General features: G+C 70.9%; 20 protein-coding genes. 6 read left to right on the top strand and 14 right to left on the bottom strand.

Features of this window, described 5'->3' with window-relative positions:
* Positions 1–53: 53 nt before the first annotated feature.
* Positions 54–461: a pyridoxamine 5'-phosphate oxidase family protein gene (locus ABZ406_RS13240; protein WP_357759980.1), complete on the top strand. Its 408-nt coding sequence runs from the start codon at positions 54–56 to the stop codon at positions 459–461.
* A gap of 6 nt (positions 462–467) precedes the next feature.
* Here the strand turns inward: ABZ406_RS13240 and ABZ406_RS13235 are convergent, their stop codons facing one another.
* The 5 genes from ABZ406_RS13235 to ABZ406_RS13215 form a co-directional block, all read right to left on the bottom strand.
* Positions 468–761: a DUF6510 family protein gene (locus tag ABZ406_RS13235; protein WP_357759978.1), complete on the bottom strand. Its 294-nt coding sequence runs from the start codon at positions 759–761 to the stop codon at positions 468–470.
* Between the two features lie 35 nt (positions 762–796).
* Positions 797–1,561: a ferredoxin reductase gene (locus tag ABZ406_RS13230; RefSeq protein WP_357760469.1), complete on the bottom strand. Its 765-nt coding sequence runs from the start codon at positions 1,559–1,561 to the stop codon at positions 797–799.
* A gap of 7 nt (positions 1,562–1,568) precedes the next feature.
* Positions 1,569–2,168, bottom strand: a complete 600-nt coding sequence (locus ABZ406_RS13225; RefSeq protein ID WP_357759975.1) for a sulfite oxidase-like oxidoreductase — start codon at positions 2,166–2,168, stop codon at positions 1,569–1,571.
* 75 nt (positions 2,169–2,243) lie between these two features.
* Positions 2,244–3,269 carry a TerC/Alx family metal homeostasis membrane protein gene (locus ABZ406_RS13220; RefSeq protein WP_357759972.1) on the bottom strand — a complete coding sequence of 342 codons (1,026 nt, stop codon included), beginning with the start codon at positions 3,267–3,269 and terminating at the stop codon, positions 2,244–2,246.
* A gap of 217 nt (positions 3,270–3,486) precedes the next feature.
* Positions 3,487–3,897, bottom strand: coding sequence for a DUF2267 domain-containing protein (locus ABZ406_RS13215; protein WP_357759969.1), 411 nt, complete (start codon positions 3,895–3,897; stop codon positions 3,487–3,489).
* A 155-nt stretch (positions 3,898–4,052) separates the two neighbouring features.
* On the opposite strand from ABZ406_RS13215, the gene ABZ406_RS13210 reads away from it, so the two are divergent.
* Positions 4,053–4,325 (top strand): DUF2795 domain-containing protein, encoded by a 273-nt coding sequence (locus ABZ406_RS13210; protein WP_088947940.1) that lies wholly within the window; start codon positions 4,053–4,055, stop codon positions 4,323–4,325.
* Positions 4,326–4,367: 42 nt separating this feature from the next.
* Positions 4,368–5,033: a DUF1345 domain-containing protein gene (locus ABZ406_RS13205; protein ID WP_357759965.1), complete on the top strand. Its 666-nt coding sequence runs from the start codon at positions 4,368–4,370 to the stop codon at positions 5,031–5,033.
* 289 nt (positions 5,034–5,322) lie between these two features.
* Here the strand turns inward: ABZ406_RS13205 and ABZ406_RS13200 are convergent, their stop codons facing one another.
* The 3 genes from ABZ406_RS13200 to ABZ406_RS13190 form a co-directional block, all read right to left on the bottom strand.
* Positions 5,323–6,297 (bottom strand): pirin family protein, encoded by a 975-nt coding sequence (locus ABZ406_RS13200; RefSeq protein ID WP_357759964.1) that lies wholly within the window; start codon positions 6,295–6,297, stop codon positions 5,323–5,325.
* A gap of 136 nt (positions 6,298–6,433) precedes the next feature.
* Positions 6,434–7,018 carry a hypothetical protein gene (locus ABZ406_RS13195; protein ID WP_357759961.1) on the bottom strand — a complete coding sequence of 195 codons (585 nt, stop codon included), beginning with the start codon at positions 7,016–7,018 and terminating at the stop codon, positions 6,434–6,436.
* A gap of 327 nt (positions 7,019–7,345) precedes the next feature.
* On the bottom strand, positions 7,346–7,660 hold the full coding sequence (locus tag ABZ406_RS13190; protein WP_357759958.1) for a MazG-like family protein: 315 nt from the start codon (positions 7,658–7,660) through the stop codon (positions 7,346–7,348).
* 189 nt (positions 7,661–7,849) lie between these two features.
* Between ABZ406_RS13190 and ABZ406_RS13185 the strand changes: the two genes are divergently transcribed.
* Positions 7,850–9,220: a hypothetical protein gene (locus ABZ406_RS13185; protein WP_357759956.1), complete on the top strand. Its 1,371-nt coding sequence runs from the start codon at positions 7,850–7,852 to the stop codon at positions 9,218–9,220.
* A gap of 66 nt (positions 9,221–9,286) precedes the next feature.
* Here ABZ406_RS13185 and ABZ406_RS13180 read toward each other — a convergent pair whose 3' ends face one another.
* The 4 genes from ABZ406_RS13180 to ABZ406_RS13165 form a co-directional block, all read right to left on the bottom strand.
* A complete protein-coding gene (locus ABZ406_RS13180) occupies positions 9,287–10,000 on the bottom strand; it encodes a hypothetical protein (RefSeq protein ID WP_357759953.1) in 714 nt (237 codons plus the stop codon).
* A gap of 360 nt (positions 10,001–10,360) precedes the next feature.
* Entirely contained in the window at positions 10,361–10,849 is a 489-nt protein-coding gene (locus ABZ406_RS13175; protein ID WP_357759950.1) for a VOC family protein, read from the bottom strand.
* Between the two features lie 111 nt (positions 10,850–10,960).
* Positions 10,961–11,590: an MBL fold metallo-hydrolase gene (locus ABZ406_RS13170; RefSeq protein WP_357759948.1), complete on the bottom strand. Its 630-nt coding sequence runs from the start codon at positions 11,588–11,590 to the stop codon at positions 10,961–10,963.
* Positions 11,587–12,675 (bottom strand): S-(hydroxymethyl)mycothiol dehydrogenase, encoded by a 1,089-nt coding sequence (locus tag ABZ406_RS13165; RefSeq protein WP_357759946.1) that lies wholly within the window; start codon positions 12,673–12,675, stop codon positions 11,587–11,589. The genes ABZ406_RS13170 and ABZ406_RS13165 overlap by 4 nt, the downstream gene beginning before the upstream one ends.
* Positions 12,676–12,860: 185 nt before the next feature.
* Between ABZ406_RS13165 and ABZ406_RS13160 the strand changes: the two genes are divergently transcribed.
* Together ABZ406_RS13160 and ABZ406_RS13155 are read left to right on the top strand one after the other, a co-directional pair.
* Positions 12,861–13,280: a hypothetical protein gene (locus ABZ406_RS13160; protein WP_238678989.1), complete on the top strand. Its 420-nt coding sequence runs from the start codon at positions 12,861–12,863 to the stop codon at positions 13,278–13,280.
* A 25-nt stretch (positions 13,281–13,305) separates the two neighbouring features.
* Entirely contained in the window at positions 13,306–14,478 is a 1,173-nt protein-coding gene (locus tag ABZ406_RS13155) for a low temperature requirement protein A (RefSeq protein WP_357759943.1), read from the top strand.
* A gap of 6 nt (positions 14,479–14,484) precedes the next feature.
* Here ABZ406_RS13155 and ABZ406_RS13150 read toward each other — a convergent pair whose 3' ends face one another.
* Together ABZ406_RS13150 and ABZ406_RS13145 are read right to left on the bottom strand one after the other, a co-directional pair.
* Entirely contained in the window at positions 14,485–15,342 is an 858-nt protein-coding gene (locus tag ABZ406_RS13150; protein WP_357759940.1) for an SDR family NAD(P)-dependent oxidoreductase, read from the bottom strand.
* A gap of 22 nt (positions 15,343–15,364) precedes the next feature.
* Positions 15,365–16,873, bottom strand: coding sequence for an NAD(P)/FAD-dependent oxidoreductase (locus ABZ406_RS13145; protein WP_357759937.1), 1,509 nt, complete (start codon positions 16,871–16,873; stop codon positions 15,365–15,367).
* Between the last annotated feature and the right edge of the window lie 54 nt (positions 16,874–16,927).

Below are 16,927 nucleotides of genomic sequence, written 5' to 3'. Positions count from 1 at the left end.
GTTCGCACCCGAGTATCCGGCGGGCCACCGCCGGGACGTGATCCACTGGCCCGATGAACCGAACCCCCACGCCCCCTTCGGCCGACGTCGACAAGCGACTGTCACGGGAGCTGAACATCTGGCTGTGCACGCTGCGACGCGACGGGTCCCCGCACCTCACGCCGGTCTGGTTCGTCTACCTCTCCGCGACGTTCTGGGTCGGTTGCGGAAGCCTCAGCGTGAAGGCCCGCAACGTCGCGGCCGACCCACGGGTGTCCCTGGCTCTGGAGAGCGGCAACGCTCCGGTGGTGGCCGAGGGCGCCGCCCAGGTGCACCACAGTGGATTTCCAGGCACCGTCGTCGAGGCGTTCGCGCGCAAGTACGACGGCTGGGACGCCGGCAGGCAGGTCGGCCCGGACGGCGAACGGGTGCTGCTGGAGATCCCCGTCCGGCGGTGGCTCCTCGCGGGCACCGCCCAGTGAGCCCGGTCAGAGCGGGCCGGGAAGGGTCTGTTCCATCGGCATCGGCACCTGGAGGAAGGTGGTGCCGCGCATGTCCAGCCAGGCCCGGTCCGGCCCGCGCACCAGGCGCATCATCACCTCCTCGCAGGAGGGGCAGCGGGCGACGAGACCCGGGGCGTTCGAGTAGACGTGCAGGCTGGCCATCGGGCCGGTCATCCCGCAGTTCTCACAGCGGCCCATCGCGGTGCTCAGGTCGACGGTGAACAGCTCACGCATCGGGCCGTCGAGCATGTTGCCGTCCAGGTACGACATCTCGGTCATCGAATCTCCTCGACACTGCGTGGGCGAGCGGGTGGTCAGCCGGTGGGGCCGAAGCGTTCGGTCTTGACCCGACGGGACGGGTGACCCAGGCCCACCAGGAGGTCGGCGACGGTCTCAACGAACGCGGTCGGGCCACAGACGTAGGTGAGTGGTTCCAGGTCCGGCGGCCACCCGTGCGTGTTGACGTCCGCCAGGCCGATCCGGTGCGGCTCACCGCGCCAACCGTCGGGCGCCTCGCGGGTGTAGACGTACGCGACGTCCAACCCGAAGTCGTCGCGGCCCCGGCGGCGCAACTCGTCGGCGTAGATCACGTCACCGGGGGTGCGCACCGAGTAGATCAGCCGGAACGGCGCCTTGCTGCCCACCGCCCGCCGGGCCCGGATCATCGCCATCAGCGGCACGACGCCGGAGCCACCGGCGACGAGCTGCACCGGAGCGGTCTCCTCGGGCCGCCAGATGAACCAGCCACCGAGCGGTCCGCGGACCTCCACCGGGTCGCCGGCACCCAGGACGTCGATGAGGTACGGGGACACCTCGCCGTCGTGCACCCGCTGCACCGTCACCTCGATGCGCGGGCCTCCGGGACCGTCCACGGCCGGCCCGGCGAGGGAGTACGACCGGGCCGCCTGGTAGCCGTCCGGGGCGGTGAGCCGCAGGTCGACGTGCTGCCCGGGCAGGTGCCCCGGCCAGTCCGGCACCTCCAGCACCAGGGTCTGCGCGCTGGGTGTCTCCACCCGGCGCTCCACCAGCCGGGCCACCTGCCAACGGTTGGGGGTTCGACGGGTGGTGCTCGTCGCCACGGCGCGCTCAGTCACCCTGGTACCGCTGTTCGCGCCACGGGTCGCCGTAGTCGTGGTACCCGGCGGTCTCCCAGAACCCCGGCTCGTCCATCGTCTTCAGTCGGAGGCCGCGCACCCACTTGGCGGACTTCCAGAAGTACAGGTGCGGCACCAGCAGTCGCGCCGGCCCACCGTGCTCGGCGGGCAGCGGGGCACCGTCGAAGGTGTGCGCCACCCACGCCTTACCGCCGCGCAGGTCGTCCAGGGGCAGGTTCGTGGTGTACCCGCCGTAGGAGTGCGCCAGCGCGAAGTGCGCCCCGGTGTCCACGTCGGCGAGCAGCGTGTCGAGGGAGACGCCCTGCCAGTTGGTGCCGAGCTTGGACCAGCGGGTGACGCAGTGGATGTCCACCATCGGTGTCTCCTGCGGCAGGGCCATCAACTCCTGCCACGACCACCGGTGTTCGTTGCCGTTCTCGGCGGAGATGACGAACTCCCAGGTGTCGAGTGACACCCGGGGCGTCGGGCCGGCCGAGAGCACCGGAAAGTCCTCGGTCAGATACTGACCGGGTGGCAGGGCCGGCTCCTGCGTTCGGGGCCGACCCTGAAAGCCCGGTGACACGATTCCCATTGCACAGTCGTACCACCCGCACTGGCCGGGGAGGGAGCTTTCCCGCGTACCCCCTCGTCGGCCGGCGCGGCGCGATCAGTGCCGGTCCGCGACGACCTCGCGGTCCTCGGGCAGGTCACCGCCCCGGGTGGCGCGCAGGCTGGTCAGCGTGACGACCACGAGCACACCGATGATCACGCCGAGCGAGGCCAGGGTGGGGATCTGCGGCACGCTGTCCCAGATGCCGTGCGCCCAGTGCAGACCCAGCTTGAGGCCGATGAACGCCAGGATGATGGCCAGGCCGTAGCTGAGGTGCACCAGCCGGCTCAACGCCGCGTGCAGGACGAAGTAGAGCGCCCGCAGGCCGAGCAGGGCGAACGCGTTGGTGGCGAACACCAGGTACGGGTCCTCGGTGATGCCGTAGACCGCCGGCACCGAGTCGACAGCGAAGACGATGTCGGTGGCCAGCACCGCGACCACCACCAGGGCGAACGGCGTGAGTGCCCGCTTCGCGCCCTGCCGGATGGTCATCTTGGTGCCGTGGTAGTCGTCGACGACCGGCATGACCTTGCGCAGCAGCTTCACCGACCGCATCTTGTTGATGTCGACTTCCTGCTGATGCCCGGACACGGCATCGCGCAGCAGCTTCACCGCGGTGGCGATGAGGATGATCGCGAAGAGCAGGAACGCGAAGTCGAGGGTCTGCAACGCCGCCGCGCCGAGGGCGATGAAGACGGCCCGCAGCACCAGCGCGCCGGCGATGCCGTAGAGCAGCACCCGTTGGGCGAGCACCGCGGGCACTGCGAACGCCGCCAACAGCAGCATGAAGACGAAGAGGTTGTCGACCGAGAGCGACTTTTCCACCAGGTAACCGGTCAGGTACTCGACGCCCTGCTGGGAGCCGAAGCGCGACCAGATCCAGGCGCCGAACGCCAGCGGCAGCGCGATGTAGAACGCCGACCAGCCGATGGCCTCCCGCATGGACACCTCGTGCGGGCGACGCGTGACCAGGAAGTCCAGCACCAGCAGCGCGATGACGCCGATGATGGTGACCGCCCACAGCGTGGGCGTGCCCACCGAGGACAGGTCACTGGCGGCGGACAGATACGACACTTGACTCATCTGGGGTCTCCTCGAACACCGTCATGTTCGAGGTCTCCTTCACCCACCACCTGATGGGCAACCACCCGAGGCACGCCGGGCGCGCCGTACTGACCGGAATGGTTCGTGGGAAGTACTCCCCTCGCACGACAAGGTTAGGCCAGGTGGAATCGCCACGCCAAGCGGGACATCGATGGTTGCCCTGGTAAACCGCTGTGCGCACCCGGCACGAGCGCGGTCAGCCACGGCGCAGCGTCGCGCCCGGCGCCATCGCCTGCTCGACCAGACCCCGGTAGTCGCGTGGCAGTTGCGTCGCCACGTCGTCGAACTCACCGCTGGTGATCGCCTCGCGCAGAGTGGTGAAGACCGCCCGGCTGGCGTCGCGTGCGGCGTCCTCCCGCACACCGGCGCGCAACGCGACCCGGGCGACGAACTCCGCCGAGCCGAACCGGTCCGCCTGCTCGGTGCTCGGGCTCGGCTTGAGGACCAGTTGCAGCGGCTGGGGCAACTGGGCGGCCAGGTCCAGGACCTCGCCACCGGTCAACCGCTCGGCGAACGTCTCCAACACCGCCCGGGTCAGCTCGACCGCCCGCTCGGACGACGTGGCGGTGCGCCGGGAAACCTGGTCGATGAAGGTGTCGTAGTTCATCGCGTACCCCCTTGGCTCGCGTCGGCGCCTGCGGGTACCCGCGGCGGCCGGGGAGAAACGGCACCGGGAATCCTTCGCCCGGCGGGCGTGACCGGCGGGCGGGCGGGTAACCGCCGCCGGTCGTCACCACATCGATGCCCGAGGGAGCCCACGCCATGGCGAGCTACGCCGACGTCCTGCAGTACCTGTCGAGCCTGGACTACCCGGCCGAGAAGAACGACGTGGTCCGCGAGGCCGAACGGGAGGGTGCCCCGCCGGACGTCCTGAAGGCTCTGCGCGCCCTGCCGCCGGTCGACTACGCCAACGGGACCGAGGTGGCCCGGTCGGCCGGGATCGAGGCGGCGCCCGAGGTGAGCCCCGCCCAGCGGGCCGAGCAGGCCCGGGACAAGAAGCACAACAGGGTCTCGCAGCACCTGCGCGGCATCTGATCCAGCGGTGACGCCCACCGCCCCGGCCCCGGAGTGCCACGGATGACCCAGACCGGCCCCGACCGGCCAGCGGACGTGCGCTTCCCGGCCGCGGTGCAGCTCACCGTGGTGGCGGTGGCAGGCGTGATAGCCGGCCTCCTCTTCGCACTGTTGCTGCCACTGCCGCTCGCCGCGCTGGCCGGCTGGGACGTCGGCGCGCTGAGCTGGCTCGTGCTGGTCTGGCACAAACTCTGGCCGATGGATGCCGAACGGACCGCCCAACTGGCCGTCCACGAGGACCCGAACCGGGCGATTCGCGACGCCCTGCTGCTCGTCGCCTGCCTGGCCAGCCTGCTGGCCGTCGGGTTGGTAGTGGCCAGCGCGCAGAGCGCGCCCCCCGGTGCGACCCGGGAACTGCACAGCAGCCTCGGCGTGCTCAGCGTGGTGCTCTCCTGGTTCGTGGTCCACACGTTGTTCGCCGCCCGGTACGCCCGGATCTACTACACCGGCCCGGACGGCGGGGTGCACTTCAACCAGCCTGAACCGCCGCGCTACTCGGACTTCGCGTACGTCGCGTTCACCATCGGGACGACGTTCCAGATCTCCGACACCAACCTGACCAGCAACGAGATGCGTCGTACGGTGTTGCGGCACTCGATGGTGTCGTACCTGTTCGGCGCGTTCATCATCGCGGTGACGGTGAACCTGCTGGCGGGTCTGGCGAAGTGAGGCGGCTGGCGGCCACGCCGCCCCCGGAAGCGCTGCACGGGGTGGGGCCGATCGGAGGGCCGGGACAGGCGGGCGCCCCTGGTCACGAACCGCGACCCAGGGCGCCGCGCAAGCCTGCCCAGGCGGTGAACCGCATCCGAACCGGTCACGGATCACCAGGCGGTGGAGGCCTGCCCGAACCGAGCGGCCAGCACTGCCGGGCCCAATCATACGACAGAACATCCCCCGTTTGGTCAGAATTTGCGGAAGTGTGGGCCAGGGCACGTCACGCCCTGCCCCCACGCGCGGGTCAGCCGTGCAGGCCGCCGCTACGGTCACGGGCCTTGAGGCGGGTCGTGGGCAGAGCGGGGGCCGGCAGCGGCGGGGCCTGATCGTCGGCGACCACACCGAAGCGCCCGTCGCCGGCCATCCAGTCCTCCCGGGCGGCGGCGATCTCCTCGTGCGAGCGGCCCACGAAGTTCCACCACATCACCAGCGGCTCCTCGAACGGCGTGCCACCCAGCAGCAGCAACCGGGCCCCGGCACCGCCACGCACTGTCAGGTCCTGCCGGCCCGAGCCCAGATACAGCAGCGCCCCCGGCTCGAACCCCACCCCGGCCGCCTCCGCGGAACCGGACATCGCCAGCACGGCGTACTCGAAATCGGGCCGCAACGACATCGTCGCCGGCGCCTCGCCACGCAGCTCCAGCTGCACGCCGACCAGCGGGGTGTACACCACGGCCGGTGACCGCTCCCCGGCGAACTCACCGACCAGCACTGTGACGTCCAGATCGCCGTCCCGCCAGCGTGGCAGGTCGGCGTGGTGCGCGAAGGCGGCAGCTCCGGCCCGTGCCGGGTCCGGCAGCGCCACCCAGAGCTGCACGCCGTGCATCACCGGCGGGTGGGTGGCCGGCGACCGCTCCGAGTGGGCGATACCGTTCCCGGAGGTCATCACGTTCAGCTGGCCGGGCACGATGGGCTGCACGTTGCCGAGGCTGTCCCGGTGCAGAATCTCCCCGTCGAGCAGCCAGGTCACCGTCTGCAACCCGGTGTGCGGGTGCGGTGGCACCTCCATGCCGGGCCGCTGCGCCACATCGTCCGGGCCGAAATGATCCACGAAACACCACGCGCCGACCATCCGGCGGGCGCGCTGCGGAAGCAGCCGCCGCACCGTGGTGTACCGACCCAACGGCACGTCGTGGCCGGGCAACAACACACTGCCGGGATCGACGTCGGCCACGCCAGGCGGTCGGGTCTGCGCCAGCATCGATTCAGTACGCTCCACCGCCCGACTGTACGTGCCCGCCGACCCCGCGTGACCCGGCGACGCCGCACTTCACTGGAGCCATGCGCCGAACTGGCCGGCACCCGTGTTGCGGGTGCCGGCCAGTGGTCGGTGCGGTTGCCTGGACGGTTCGGGGTCAGCTGTTCCAGTACTGGCCGACCAGGTCGGCGGCCTGCTGCTCCCACTGGGCGTAGGCGTCCGGGTACGCCGAGACCTGCACGGTCTGCGCGGCATCGGTCAGCGGCATGTCCTGCCACCCGTCGACCTGCTGCAAACCCTTCAGGAACGCCGTCGTGGAGTACTCGGGGTCGGTGATCTGCTCCGGCGTACCCCAACCACTCGACGGGCGCTGCTGGAACAGACCCAGCGAATCGTGGTCATTCATGTCGCCGAGGTGACCCAGGTTCTCCAGCTTGGACTCCTGCAGGCTCGTCGCGATCGAGATGACCGCGGCCCGCTCGGGCAGGCCGGCCTTCTTCGTCGCGGCGATGATCGCCTTGACGTTGCCGATCTGCTCGTCGTTCAGGGTGATCCGGGACTGCTCGCCCTGGGTGCCGTGCGGGATCAGCTTGCTGACGTCGGGCTTGTCGGCCTGCACAGTCACCGCGACGGGCCTGGTGTCGACCGAATGGGACAGGTGCGCGACCGGGCCGGCGAGGACACCACCGGCGAACGCGACACCGGCAACGGACAGCATGCTCTTACGGAAGATCGTGTTCATGGGGGTAGCTCCCTCGGGGGTAGGACACCCCGACCACCAAGGGGGACGGCGGCAGGGTGTGAGCACCTCGTCCGGCGCTGCACGTACAAGGGGGAAAGTCTGGGAGGTCGGCGACCTGGCAAGCGGGGGCTCGCGGCGCCGGGACCATGTGTAACGACCGGGGGGCCGGGGTCATTCCGGGGTCGGCCCGCCGGTCAGGTAGATCGGGCGGCGGGCCGCTGGTACTGCGATCGTCAGGGTGTGTAACGACCCCGGCCCGGCGATGATTCCGGCCCACGGGTGCGCCAGACCACTGTCACAAACGCCCACAAGGGGACACTCGGGACGTCAGTGACTTCCCAGGCGGGAGCGCACCTTCGCGGCGCAGGCGTCCAGGACCGTTCGCGCGTCCAGCCCCAGGCTTTCGATCGCCACCAACGCGGTGAAGGCGACGTCGGCCAACTCCGCCGCGACGTCCTCCCGGGTGTGGGTGACACCCTTGCGCGGATTCTGCCCGAGCAGACCGATCCAGGCGGCCGAAGCCTCCCCCGCCTCCTCGGTCAGCTTGAGGATGCGGCAGGTCAGTTCGGTCTGCCCGGTGCCGTTCGCCGCGTCCAGCCAGCCCCGCGACGCTCGGGCCGCCTCCCAGATCGACTCGTCCACGACGACCAGTCAACCCGATCGGCCCACCGAACCGAACGACCGGGTACCGCTCACCAACCGTGTTGACCGGCCGGTCAGCGTACCCATTGACACCCGTCGACGGCGGTCCTAGGTTCAGGGCGCTACCCGCCGGTAGGCAACCGTCCCGCTGGTCGCCCCCGGGCGACATCCGTCCGATGGGGAGCATCGATGCTGTCCACACCCGTTCGTATTCTCCGCCGGCTGCTCGCCACCGCCGCGACGCTCACCCTCGCGGTCGGGCTGGCCGGTGCCGCGCCGGCACACGCCGCCGGTCGCGACGCGAGGGGCGGCGAGCCGCTGCCCGGCTACACCATCGAGAATCCGCCGCTGGCACCGCTGGTCGTGGAGGGCAAGCCGACGACCGTACGCCAGGGCGTGCACCGCCACGCCGGGTACATCATCGAGGTCCCGGCCCGGTGGAACGGCGACCTGGTGCTGTGGACGCACGGCTACCGGGGTCAGGGCACCGTGCTCTCACCGGAACCGCCGGCCTTCGAGCTGCGCCAGCGTCTCCTGGAGCAGGGGTACGCCTGGGCGTCGTCCTCGTACGACCGGAACGGCTTCGACATCCGCTCCGGGGTGCTGGGCACGAAGGATCTCGCCGACCACTTCGGGCGGACGATCCGTCGGCCACAGCACACCTACCTCGCCGGGGTGTCGATGGGCGGGTACGTCATCGGTCGTTCGCTGGAGCAGTATCCCGGCTTCTACGACGGCGCGTTGCCGATGTGCGGGGTGCTCGGTGATCAGACGCTGCTCGATTTCTACCTGGACTACAACCTGGTCGCGCAGTCGCTCGCCGAGGTGCCGGCGTATCCCACGCCGGCTGACTACCTGATGAACGCGGTGCCCCGAATCCAGGTGGCGCTCGGTCTGGCCGGGCTGACTCCCACCGGGCCGGACACCACCACGGAGCGGGGCAAGCAACTACGGGCGATCACTGTGAACCGCTCCGGGGGGCCGCGTCCGGGAACCGAGGCGGCGTTCGCGGTCTGGAAGGACTTCCTCTTCTCGATCAGCGTGCCCACCGGGACCGGCAACTCGCCCGCCCAGCGGCCCGATCAGCTGTCCACCAACCTGCTCACCCGGTACGCCCCGAACAGCCCGGTGAACGTCAACGCCGCAGTGCGGCGCGTGGCACCGGAGAACGTGTGGCAGCGGCTCCTGCCGACCCTGACCGAGGTGCCGCGGATCGCCGGCCGCCCGACCGCGCCGGTGCTCAGCCTGCACGGTCTCGGCGACCTGTTCGTGCCGTTCAGCATGGAACAGGCCTACGCCACCGATGTGGCGCGTAACGGTCGCGGCAGGCTGGTGGTCCAGCGGGCGATCCGGACCACGCAGCACTGCGAGTTCAGCCCGGCCGAGGCCGGCGCCGCCTGGGACGACCTGATGTCCTGGGTACGCACCGGCAAGCGCCCGGCCGGCGACGCAGTGACCGACCCGGCGGTGGTGGCCCGTCCCGACTACGGCTGCCGGTTCAGCGACCAGGACGCGTACGCGGCCGGGGTCGGCACCCGCCGCCTCTACCCGGCTTGCTGAGGTAGGCGAACACGAAGAACCGGCCGGCTCCCTGTGACGGGAGCCGGCCGGTCTCGTGTGGGGATGTCACCAGAGCTGCTGGACGATGTCCGCTGCCTGCTCCTCCCACTGCGCGTACGCGTACGGGAAGGCGGAGACCTGCACTGTCTGCGCGGCGGCGGTCAGCGGCAGGTCCTGCCAGCCGCCGACGTTCTTGAGTGCGGTGAAGAACGCCGTGGCGGCGTACTCCGGGTCGGTGATCTGGTCGGGCGAACCCCAGCCGGACGACGGACGCTGCTGGAACAGGCCCTGCGAGTCGTGGTCGTTGTACGCCCCCAGGTGGCCGAGGTTGTACAGCTTCGACTCCTGCAGCGAGGTGGCGACGCCGATCACCGCGCCCCGGTCACCGACGCCTGTCTTCTTGGCGGCGTCGACGATCGCCCGGGCGTTGGCCAGTTGCGCGTCGTCGAGCGGTACGCGCGACTGGGCGCCCTCGATGCCGTGCGGGATCAGCTGGGCCCGACTCGGCTTGCCGGCCGGCGGCTTTCCGGTGGCGGAGCCTGTGGTCAGACCCGACTCGACGGGCTGCTCGTCGGGGTTCGGCGGGGTGGTGGCCTTGCCGGTGGCGAGGTCGATGGCGGCGACGGCGCCCTGGTGCGGTCCGGAGGTGACCGGGGCTGCGGCTGCGGTCGGCGCGAGCGCCAGGCCGCCGAGGGCGGCCACGCCCGCCACGCTCAGCGCGGTCTTGCGGTACGAGTCCTTGGCGATGGCGGGGAGCCATCGAGTGAAGTCGGCCTTCACGATGGTTGCCCTTTCGATCGTGCGAAGCGCTCCGGGGTGAACACTCCTCGGGAGATGACCGCGGATCAGGGTTTGGTCTCCGGCGGTACGGGGGACACAACCAGGTTCACCTGTCGGACATTCCGGAATTGCCCGAGAGTCGACCCGCGCTGCGGCACTGGTCACCGGCACCGAATCGGACATGCGGCTCTGCCGACCACACCCCGGACACTGGTGACGGAGGGTGTTGTTGGCACCGGAAGGCAACACAGTCTTGGGAGGCTGGCAGCTTGGTGGTTTGTCGCTACCGCCGGTAGGGCCTTGAGACAGTTGCGATGGGTGACGGGTGGGTGACGGGGTGCCGGCGAGGTCGCCGGCGACTCAGTTGTCGCCGTCCCGGCCGGACTTCGTATCCCGCGTTTCGACACCCAGGTCCGGCGTGACGAGTTCCTGGAAGACGGTGATGTGCAGGCCGGCGGGCGCGTCGAGGCGGGAGTTGAGTGACTGCCAGGGCGTACGCGTCGGCGGTGCGATCTCGCTCGCCCCGGCGGCGACCAGTCGGGCGGTCGTCGCCGCCGCGTCGTCCACCTCGAAGGCCACCCGGATGCGCGGCGCGACCTGCCGTCCCACCTCCACCTCGTCGATCATGCGTTTCTGCGCGGGGTTGGCGATCTCCAGGGTGGCTCGGCCGGCGTCCAGGATCACCACCCGGGCATCCCCCTCGCCGCTGAACGCGGCCTCCTCCGGCAGGCCCAGCGCGTCGCGGAAGAACGCGACGGCGGCATCGTGGTCCGCCGCTTCCACCACGAGCCGCAACTGACGGACGACGGGCGCGGGCGAGTCGGCGGGCGCGGGCGAGTCGGCGACCATGAGCGGAATCCTAGCGATGTGGCGGATCCTGGACGTCAGACCGGTGCTGGGCGCGGCCGACGAACGCTGAGTTCGTCGACCACGCACCACCAATGCGGCAGGCCGCAGGCGTCAGTGGCCGCGGGCCAGCCACTCCTGCAGGTGCGGCGCCTCGGCGCCGATCGTCGTGTCGTCGCCGTGCCCGGTGTGCACGACCGTCTCCGCCGGAAGGGTCAGCAGGCGGGTGCGGATCGACCCGACGATGGTGTCGAAGTCGCTGTACGAGCGGCCCGTCGCGCCCGGACCACCGGCGAAGAGCGTGTCACCGGTGAAGACCGCGCCCAACTCAGGTGCGTGGAAGCTGCACGCGCCGGGGCTGTGCCCGGGGGTGTGCAGCACCCGCAGCGTCGTGCCGCCCACCTCGATGTTCTGCCCGTCGTGCAGCTCGCCGTTGGGCGGCAGGTGCGGGTGGACCATGTCCCAGAGGACCCGGTCGGCGGCGTGCAACAGCACCGGCGCGCCGAGGGCCTCGGCCAACTCTGGCGCCAACCTGACGTGATCGTCGTGGGCATGGGTGGCCAGGATCGCCCGGACCTGACGGTCGCCCACCAGGGCCAGGATCGTCGACACGTCGTGCGGCGCGTCCACTACCACGCACTCGGTGTCGTCACCGATCACCCAGACGTTGTTGTCCACGTCGAACGTCTGCCCGTCCAGCGAGAACGTGCCCGAGGTGACCGCGTGCTCGACCCGGGCGGTCACGGGAACACCACCACCGAGCGGAGCACGTCGCCGTGGTGCATCCGGTCGAAGGCGTTCTCGACCTGGTCGAGCGCGATCTCCTCGGTGACGAACGCGTCGAGGTCGAGTCGGCCCTGCAGGTACAGCTCGGTGAGCATCGGGAAGTCCCGGCTGGGCAGGCAGTCGCCGTACCAACTGGACTTGAGGGCACCACCGCGACCGAAGACGTCGAGCAGGGGAAGCTCGACCTGCATCTGCGGGGTCGGTACGCCGACGAGCACCACGGTTCCGGCCAGGTCGCGGGCGTAGAACGCCTGCTTCCACGTCTCCGGTCGGCCCACCGCGTCGATCACCACGTCGGCGCCGAAGCCACCGGTGGCGGCCCGGATCGCTTCGACCGGGTCGGTCTCGGAGGCGTTCACGGTGTGCGTCGCACCGAACTGGCGGGCCCAGTCGAGCTTGCGGCTGTCGGTGTCCACCGCGACGATCGTGGTGGCGCCCGCGAGGACCGCACCGGCCACCGCCGCGTCCCCGACGCCGCCGCAGCCGATCACCGCGACCGAGTCTCCCCTGGTGACGTTTCCGGTGTTCATCGCCGCGCCCAGCCCCGCCATGACGCCGCAGCCGAGCAGACCCACGGCGGCCGGTCGGGCCGCCGGGTCCACCTTCGTGCACTGCCCGGCGTGCACCAGGGTCTTCTCGGCGAACGCACCGATGCCCAGCGCCGGGGCGAGTTCGGTGCCGTCGGTCAGGGTCATCCGCTGCTTGGCGTTGTGGGTGTTGAAGCAGTACCAGGGCCGACCCCGGCGGCAGGCACGGCAGACCCCGCAGACCGCCCGCCAGTTCAACACCACGAAGTCGCCCGGGGCGACGTCGGTGACGCCCGCACCGACCTGCTCGACGATGCCCGCCGCCTCGTGCCCGAGCAGGAACGGGTAGTCGTCGTTGATGCCACCCTCGCGGTAGTGCAGGTCGGTGTGGCAGACACCGCACGACTGAATCCGGACGATCGCCTCACCGGGCCCGGGATCGGGCACCACGATCGTGGTGACCTCGACCGGCGCGCCCTTGCTGCGGGAGATGACTCCCCGGACTTCCTGGCTCACTTCGCCTCCTGCTGGTGGTCTGCGGCAGGCCCGGGCGCCGGGGTGGGCGGGTGCGCCACAGGCTCGGCGGTGGGCCCTCGGCGAACCTACCGCGACCACCACGGCCAGCCCACCCGGCCCGGCGGGTTATCGCGGGCGGTCCGGGGTACGCCTGCCGCATTCGACCACGGCCGACGGGAGTGACAATGAAATTCGCGCACCTGCCACTGCGGGTCAGTATCGGCGCGTACTTCCTCAACTCGGGTCTGGGCAAGCGCACTCTGGAGGGCACCGCCGCGGAGGGCCTGCACGGGATGGCGGTCGCCGCCATGCCCCAGCTCGGTCAGCTGGAGCCGACGCGGTTCGCCAAGCTGCTGTCGTACTCGGAGATCGCCCTGGGGGCCGCGCTCATCGCGCCGTTCGTCCCGGCGCCCCTCGTCGGGCTCGGCCTGACCGCGTTCGGCGCGGGTCTGGTGCAGCTGTACCTGAAGACGCCGGGGATGCGCGAACCCGGCAGCATCCGACCGACCCAGCAGGGTGCCGGGCTCGCCAAGGACGTCTGGTTGGTGGGCGCGGGGCTGACCCTGGTGTTGGAGGGGCTGACCCACGGCCGTAGGCGCGGCTGAGCGGCGAGCGGGCTGCGGAGCCGCGGTGAGCCAGCCTCGGGCGGTACGGCCGTTCTACCGGCCGATGCGGCCACGTCGTCGCGACGAGCCGCACCGCGCGGCCACGCCGCTGGAGCTGTTCTTCGACCTGTGCTTCGTGGTGGCAGTGGCGCAGGCCGCCGCCAACCTGCACCACGCCGTCTCCGAGGATGAACTCGGGCACGCGCTGGCCAGGTACCTGGTGGTGTTCTTCGCGATCTGGTGGTCGTGGATGAACTTCACGTGGTTCGCCTCGGCCTACGACACCGACGACGACCTCTACCGGATCGCCACGCTGGTGCAGATCGCCGGCGCGTTGATCATCGCGGCCGGAGTGCCCAGGGCGTTCAACGACGGCGATTTCAGCGTCATCACGTACGGCTATGTGGTGATGCGGATCGCGCTCGTCGTGCAGTGGTGCCGGGCCGCCGCCGGCGACCCGGCGCATCGCCCGGCGGCCCGGCGGTACGCGGTGGGAGTCACCATCGTCCAGCTCGGCTGGCTGCTCCGGCTGGCCCTGCCGCAGGGTTGGAGCACCGCGGCGTTGCTGCTGCTGATCGTGGCCGACCTGCTGGTGCCGGTGGTGGCCGAGCGGTCGGGCATGACCCCGTGGCACCCGCGACACATCACCGAACGGTACGGGCTGTTCACGCTGATCGTGCTCGGTGACGTGGTGCTGGCCACGTCGGTGGCCATCCAGAGCGGGGTGGACGCCGGCGACCACCACCTCTGGTCGCTCGCGGCGGCGGCCACCGCGATCGTGTTCGCTCTCTGGTGGCTCTACTTCGACAGGCCCATCGAGGCGCCCGACCGGATGCCGCAATCACTGTTCTGGGGCTACGGCCACTACCTGATCTTCGCGGCGGTGGCCGCTGTCGGCGCGGGTCTGAGCGTCTCGGTGGACCACGAGCGGCACCTCGCGCACGTCTCGGAACGGACCGCCGGGTACGCGGTGGCCGTCCCGACAGCCGTCTTTCTGCTCACGGTCTGGGTGCTGCACGTACGCCGGCACCAGCACGGCGCGGTGGTTGTCGCCTTCCCGGTCGTCGCGCTGCTGGCACTGCTCGCGCCGTTCGGTCCGTCCCCGGTGTACGCCGTGGCGGCGCTGCTCGTCGCCCTGGTGGCGTTGACGGTGGTGTTGCGTCGCCGAGACGTGGGCCCGGGTGCGACGGTGGGCTGACCGCCGTCACGCCACCTCGCGGGCCGTCGGACGCGCCACCCCCCGGTTCAGGCCGGTGACCAGGAGCCGGTTGTACGAGGCCGGCAGGACCCGGGCCAGCAGGTCGGGCACCTTCGCCGACCAGCCGATCAGCACCCGGCCACGACGCCTCTCGACACCGCGCAGGATCACCTCGGCGGCCCGCTCCGGCGCGATGGTCAACAGCTTCTCGAACTGCGCCCGGCCGGCCGCGTACTCGTCGTGGGAGACGCCGCTGCCGATGCGGGCGTTCTCGGTGATCCGGGTACGGATGCCGCCGGGGTGCACCGAGGTCACGCCGATGCCGTCGTCGACAAGCTCGTGGCGCAGCGCCTCGGTGAAGCCCCGCACGGCGAACTTGCTCGCCGCGTACGCGGTCTGCCCGGCCGGCGCGATGAGCCCGAACAGGCTGGAGATGTTGACCAGGTGCGCGCCCGGCTCGGCCCGGAGGGTCGGCAGCAGCGCGTGGGTCAGCTGCGCCAAGGCCCGGAAGTTGACGTCGATCACCCAGCTGAACTCGTCGAACGTCACCTGGTCGAACCGACCGCCGAGGCCCACGCCGGCATTGTTGATCAGCAGGCGTACGCGCGGGTGCCGCTGGCTGATCTCCGCTGCCACCTGGGCGGTGGCCGTCTGGTCGGCGAGGTCCACCAGATACGTGGCGAGTTGACGATCAGGGTGGTCGGCGCGGATCGCGGCGGTGACCGCTTCCAGCCGCCCGGCGTCCCGGTCCAACAGGACCAGGTCGCTGCCTCGGCGGGCCAGCGCGTGGGCCAACGCTGCGCCGATGCCACTGGCCGCCCCGGTGACCACCGCTGTCGCGCCGGCGAAGTCGAACCTCTGCACGATCCTGCTCCTCTGCTGGCTGTCACCGACGCTCGGACGCGACGGGAGGCGCGGTCCGGTCGGGCGCCGTCACCGCGCCGGCTCGCGAGAACCGCACACCCTCGTCGGTGAGCTGACCGTGCCGCATCAGCAACACGTCGCGGGCGTAGTTCTGGTGCAACCGCCACGGCGCTGTCGCACCCTGCTTGGGTAGCGTGTCGACGGCGCGGAGCACGTAACCGGAGCGCAGGTCGATCAGCGGGACCCGTTCGGCGTCGGGCGGCGGGAGCGGAGTGACGACCTGCTGACCGGTCCGGTCCAGGTGCCGCAGCAGCCGGCAGACGTAGCCGGCGACCAGGTCGGCCTTGAGCGTCCACGACGCGTTGGTGTAGCCGAGGGTCAACGCGAAGTTCGGCACGCCGGAGAGCATCATCCCCTTGTAGGCGACGGTGCTCGGCAGGTCGACGTCGACGCCGTCCACCCGCAGTGTCAGACCACCGAGGGCGAGCAGGTTGAGCCCGGTCGCGGTGACCACGATGTCGGCGGGCACCTCCGCGCCGGAGGTCAACCGGACGCCGGTAGCGGTGAAGGTGTCGATGGTGTCGGTGACCACCGACGCGGTGCCGTCCCGCACGGCAGTGAACAGGTCGCCGTCGGGTGCCACGCAGAGCCGCTGGTCCCAGGGGTCGTAACGGGGCGAGAAGTGCCTGTCGACGTCGTACCCCACCGGGAGCCGGCCCCGCGCGGCCCGGCGCAGCACCCGCCTCACCAGGCCCGGCGCACGCCGGCTGAGCTGGAAGTTGACTGTGGACAGCAGCACGTTCTTCCAGCGCACCACCGGATACGCGGCCTTCGCCGGCAGCCGGCGCCGCAACGCGTCGGCCAGCCGGTCGCGGGCCGGCAACGCCAGGATGTACGTCGGTGAGCGCTGGAGCATCGTCACGTGCGCGGCCCGCCGCGCCATCGCCGGCACCAACGTGACAGCGGTGGCGCCGCTGCCGATCACCACTACCCGCTTGCCGGTGTGGTCCAGGTCGTCGGGCCAGTGCTGCGGATGGACCAGACGACCGGCGTACGCGTCGACACCCGGCAGGGGCGGGGTGTAACCCTCGTCGTAGCGGTAGTAGCCGGCGCAGGCGAAGAGGAACGAGCAGGTCAGCACCACGGTTTCGCCGGTGTCGGTGCGCTGGGCGTGCACCGTCCAGCGGGCGGTGTCGCTGTCCCACTCGGCGCGCAGCACCCGGTGGTGGAAGCGGATGTGCCGCGGCACGTCGTACTCCCGGGCGGTCTCCCGCACGTACTCCCTGATGGTCGCGCCGTCGGCGATGGCCTTCGGCGCGGTCCACGGCTTGAACGAGTAGCCGAGGGTGAACATGTCCGAGTCGGAGCGGATGCCCGGGTAGCGGAACAGGTCCCAGGTGCCGCCGATGGCGTCGCGCGACTCCAGCACCGCGTACGACGTGTCGGGGCACTCCCGGCGGAGGTGGCAGGCGGCGCCGATGCCGGACAGGCCGGCGCCGATGATCAGCACGTCGACGTGGTCGGAGGCCATCGCGTTCCTCCATCCGGGGCGGTGGTCGGACCCTAGCACCGCACCCGGATGGCC

Origin of the sequence: Micromonospora sp. NPDC005710, assembly GCF_040630995.1 — a bacterium.
GTDB lineage: Bacteria > Actinomycetota > Actinomycetes > Mycobacteriales > Micromonosporaceae > Micromonospora.
Note: the sequence above shows the minus strand (reverse complement) of the source record. Positions and strands in the feature narration are given on the sequence as shown.

Coding starts and splice junctions, on each gene's coding strand:
- ABZ406_RS13175 (WP_357759950.1), bottom strand. CDS start 10,849: ATGGTCGCCGACTCGCCCGCGCCCGCCGACTCGCCCGCGCCCGTCGTC.
- ABZ406_RS13195 (WP_357759961.1), bottom strand. CDS start 7,018: ATGAACACGATCTTCCGTAAGAGCATGCTGTCCGTTGCCGGTGTCGCG.
- ABZ406_RS13240 (WP_357759980.1), top strand. CDS start 54: ATGAACCGAACCCCCACGCCCCCTTCGGCCGACGTCGACAAGCGACTG.
- ABZ406_RS13210 (WP_088947940.1), top strand. CDS start 4,053: ATGGCGAGCTACGCCGACGTCCTGCAGTACCTGTCGAGCCTGGACTAC.
- ABZ406_RS13235 (WP_357759978.1), bottom strand. CDS start 761: ATGACCGAGATGTCGTACCTGGACGGCAACATGCTCGACGGCCCGATG.
- ABZ406_RS13215 (WP_357759969.1), bottom strand. CDS start 3,897: ATGAACTACGACACCTTCATCGACCAGGTTTCCCGGCGCACCGCCACG.
- ABZ406_RS13220 (WP_357759972.1), bottom strand. CDS start 3,269: ATGAGTCAAGTGTCGTATCTGTCCGCCGCCAGTGACCTGTCCTCGGTG.
- ABZ406_RS13205 (WP_357759965.1), top strand. CDS start 4,368: ATGACCCAGACCGGCCCCGACCGGCCAGCGGACGTGCGCTTCCCGGCC.
- ABZ406_RS13145 (WP_357759937.1), bottom strand. CDS start 16,873: ATGGCCTCCGACCACGTCGACGTGCTGATCATCGGCGCCGGCCTGTCC.
- ABZ406_RS13185 (WP_357759956.1), top strand. CDS start 7,850: ATGCTGTCCACACCCGTTCGTATTCTCCGCCGGCTGCTCGCCACCGCC.
- ABZ406_RS13160 (WP_238678989.1), top strand. CDS start 12,861: ATGAAATTCGCGCACCTGCCACTGCGGGTCAGTATCGGCGCGTACTTC.
- ABZ406_RS13225 (WP_357759975.1), bottom strand. CDS start 2,168: ATGGGAATCGTGTCACCGGGCTTTCAGGGTCGGCCCCGAACGCAGGAG.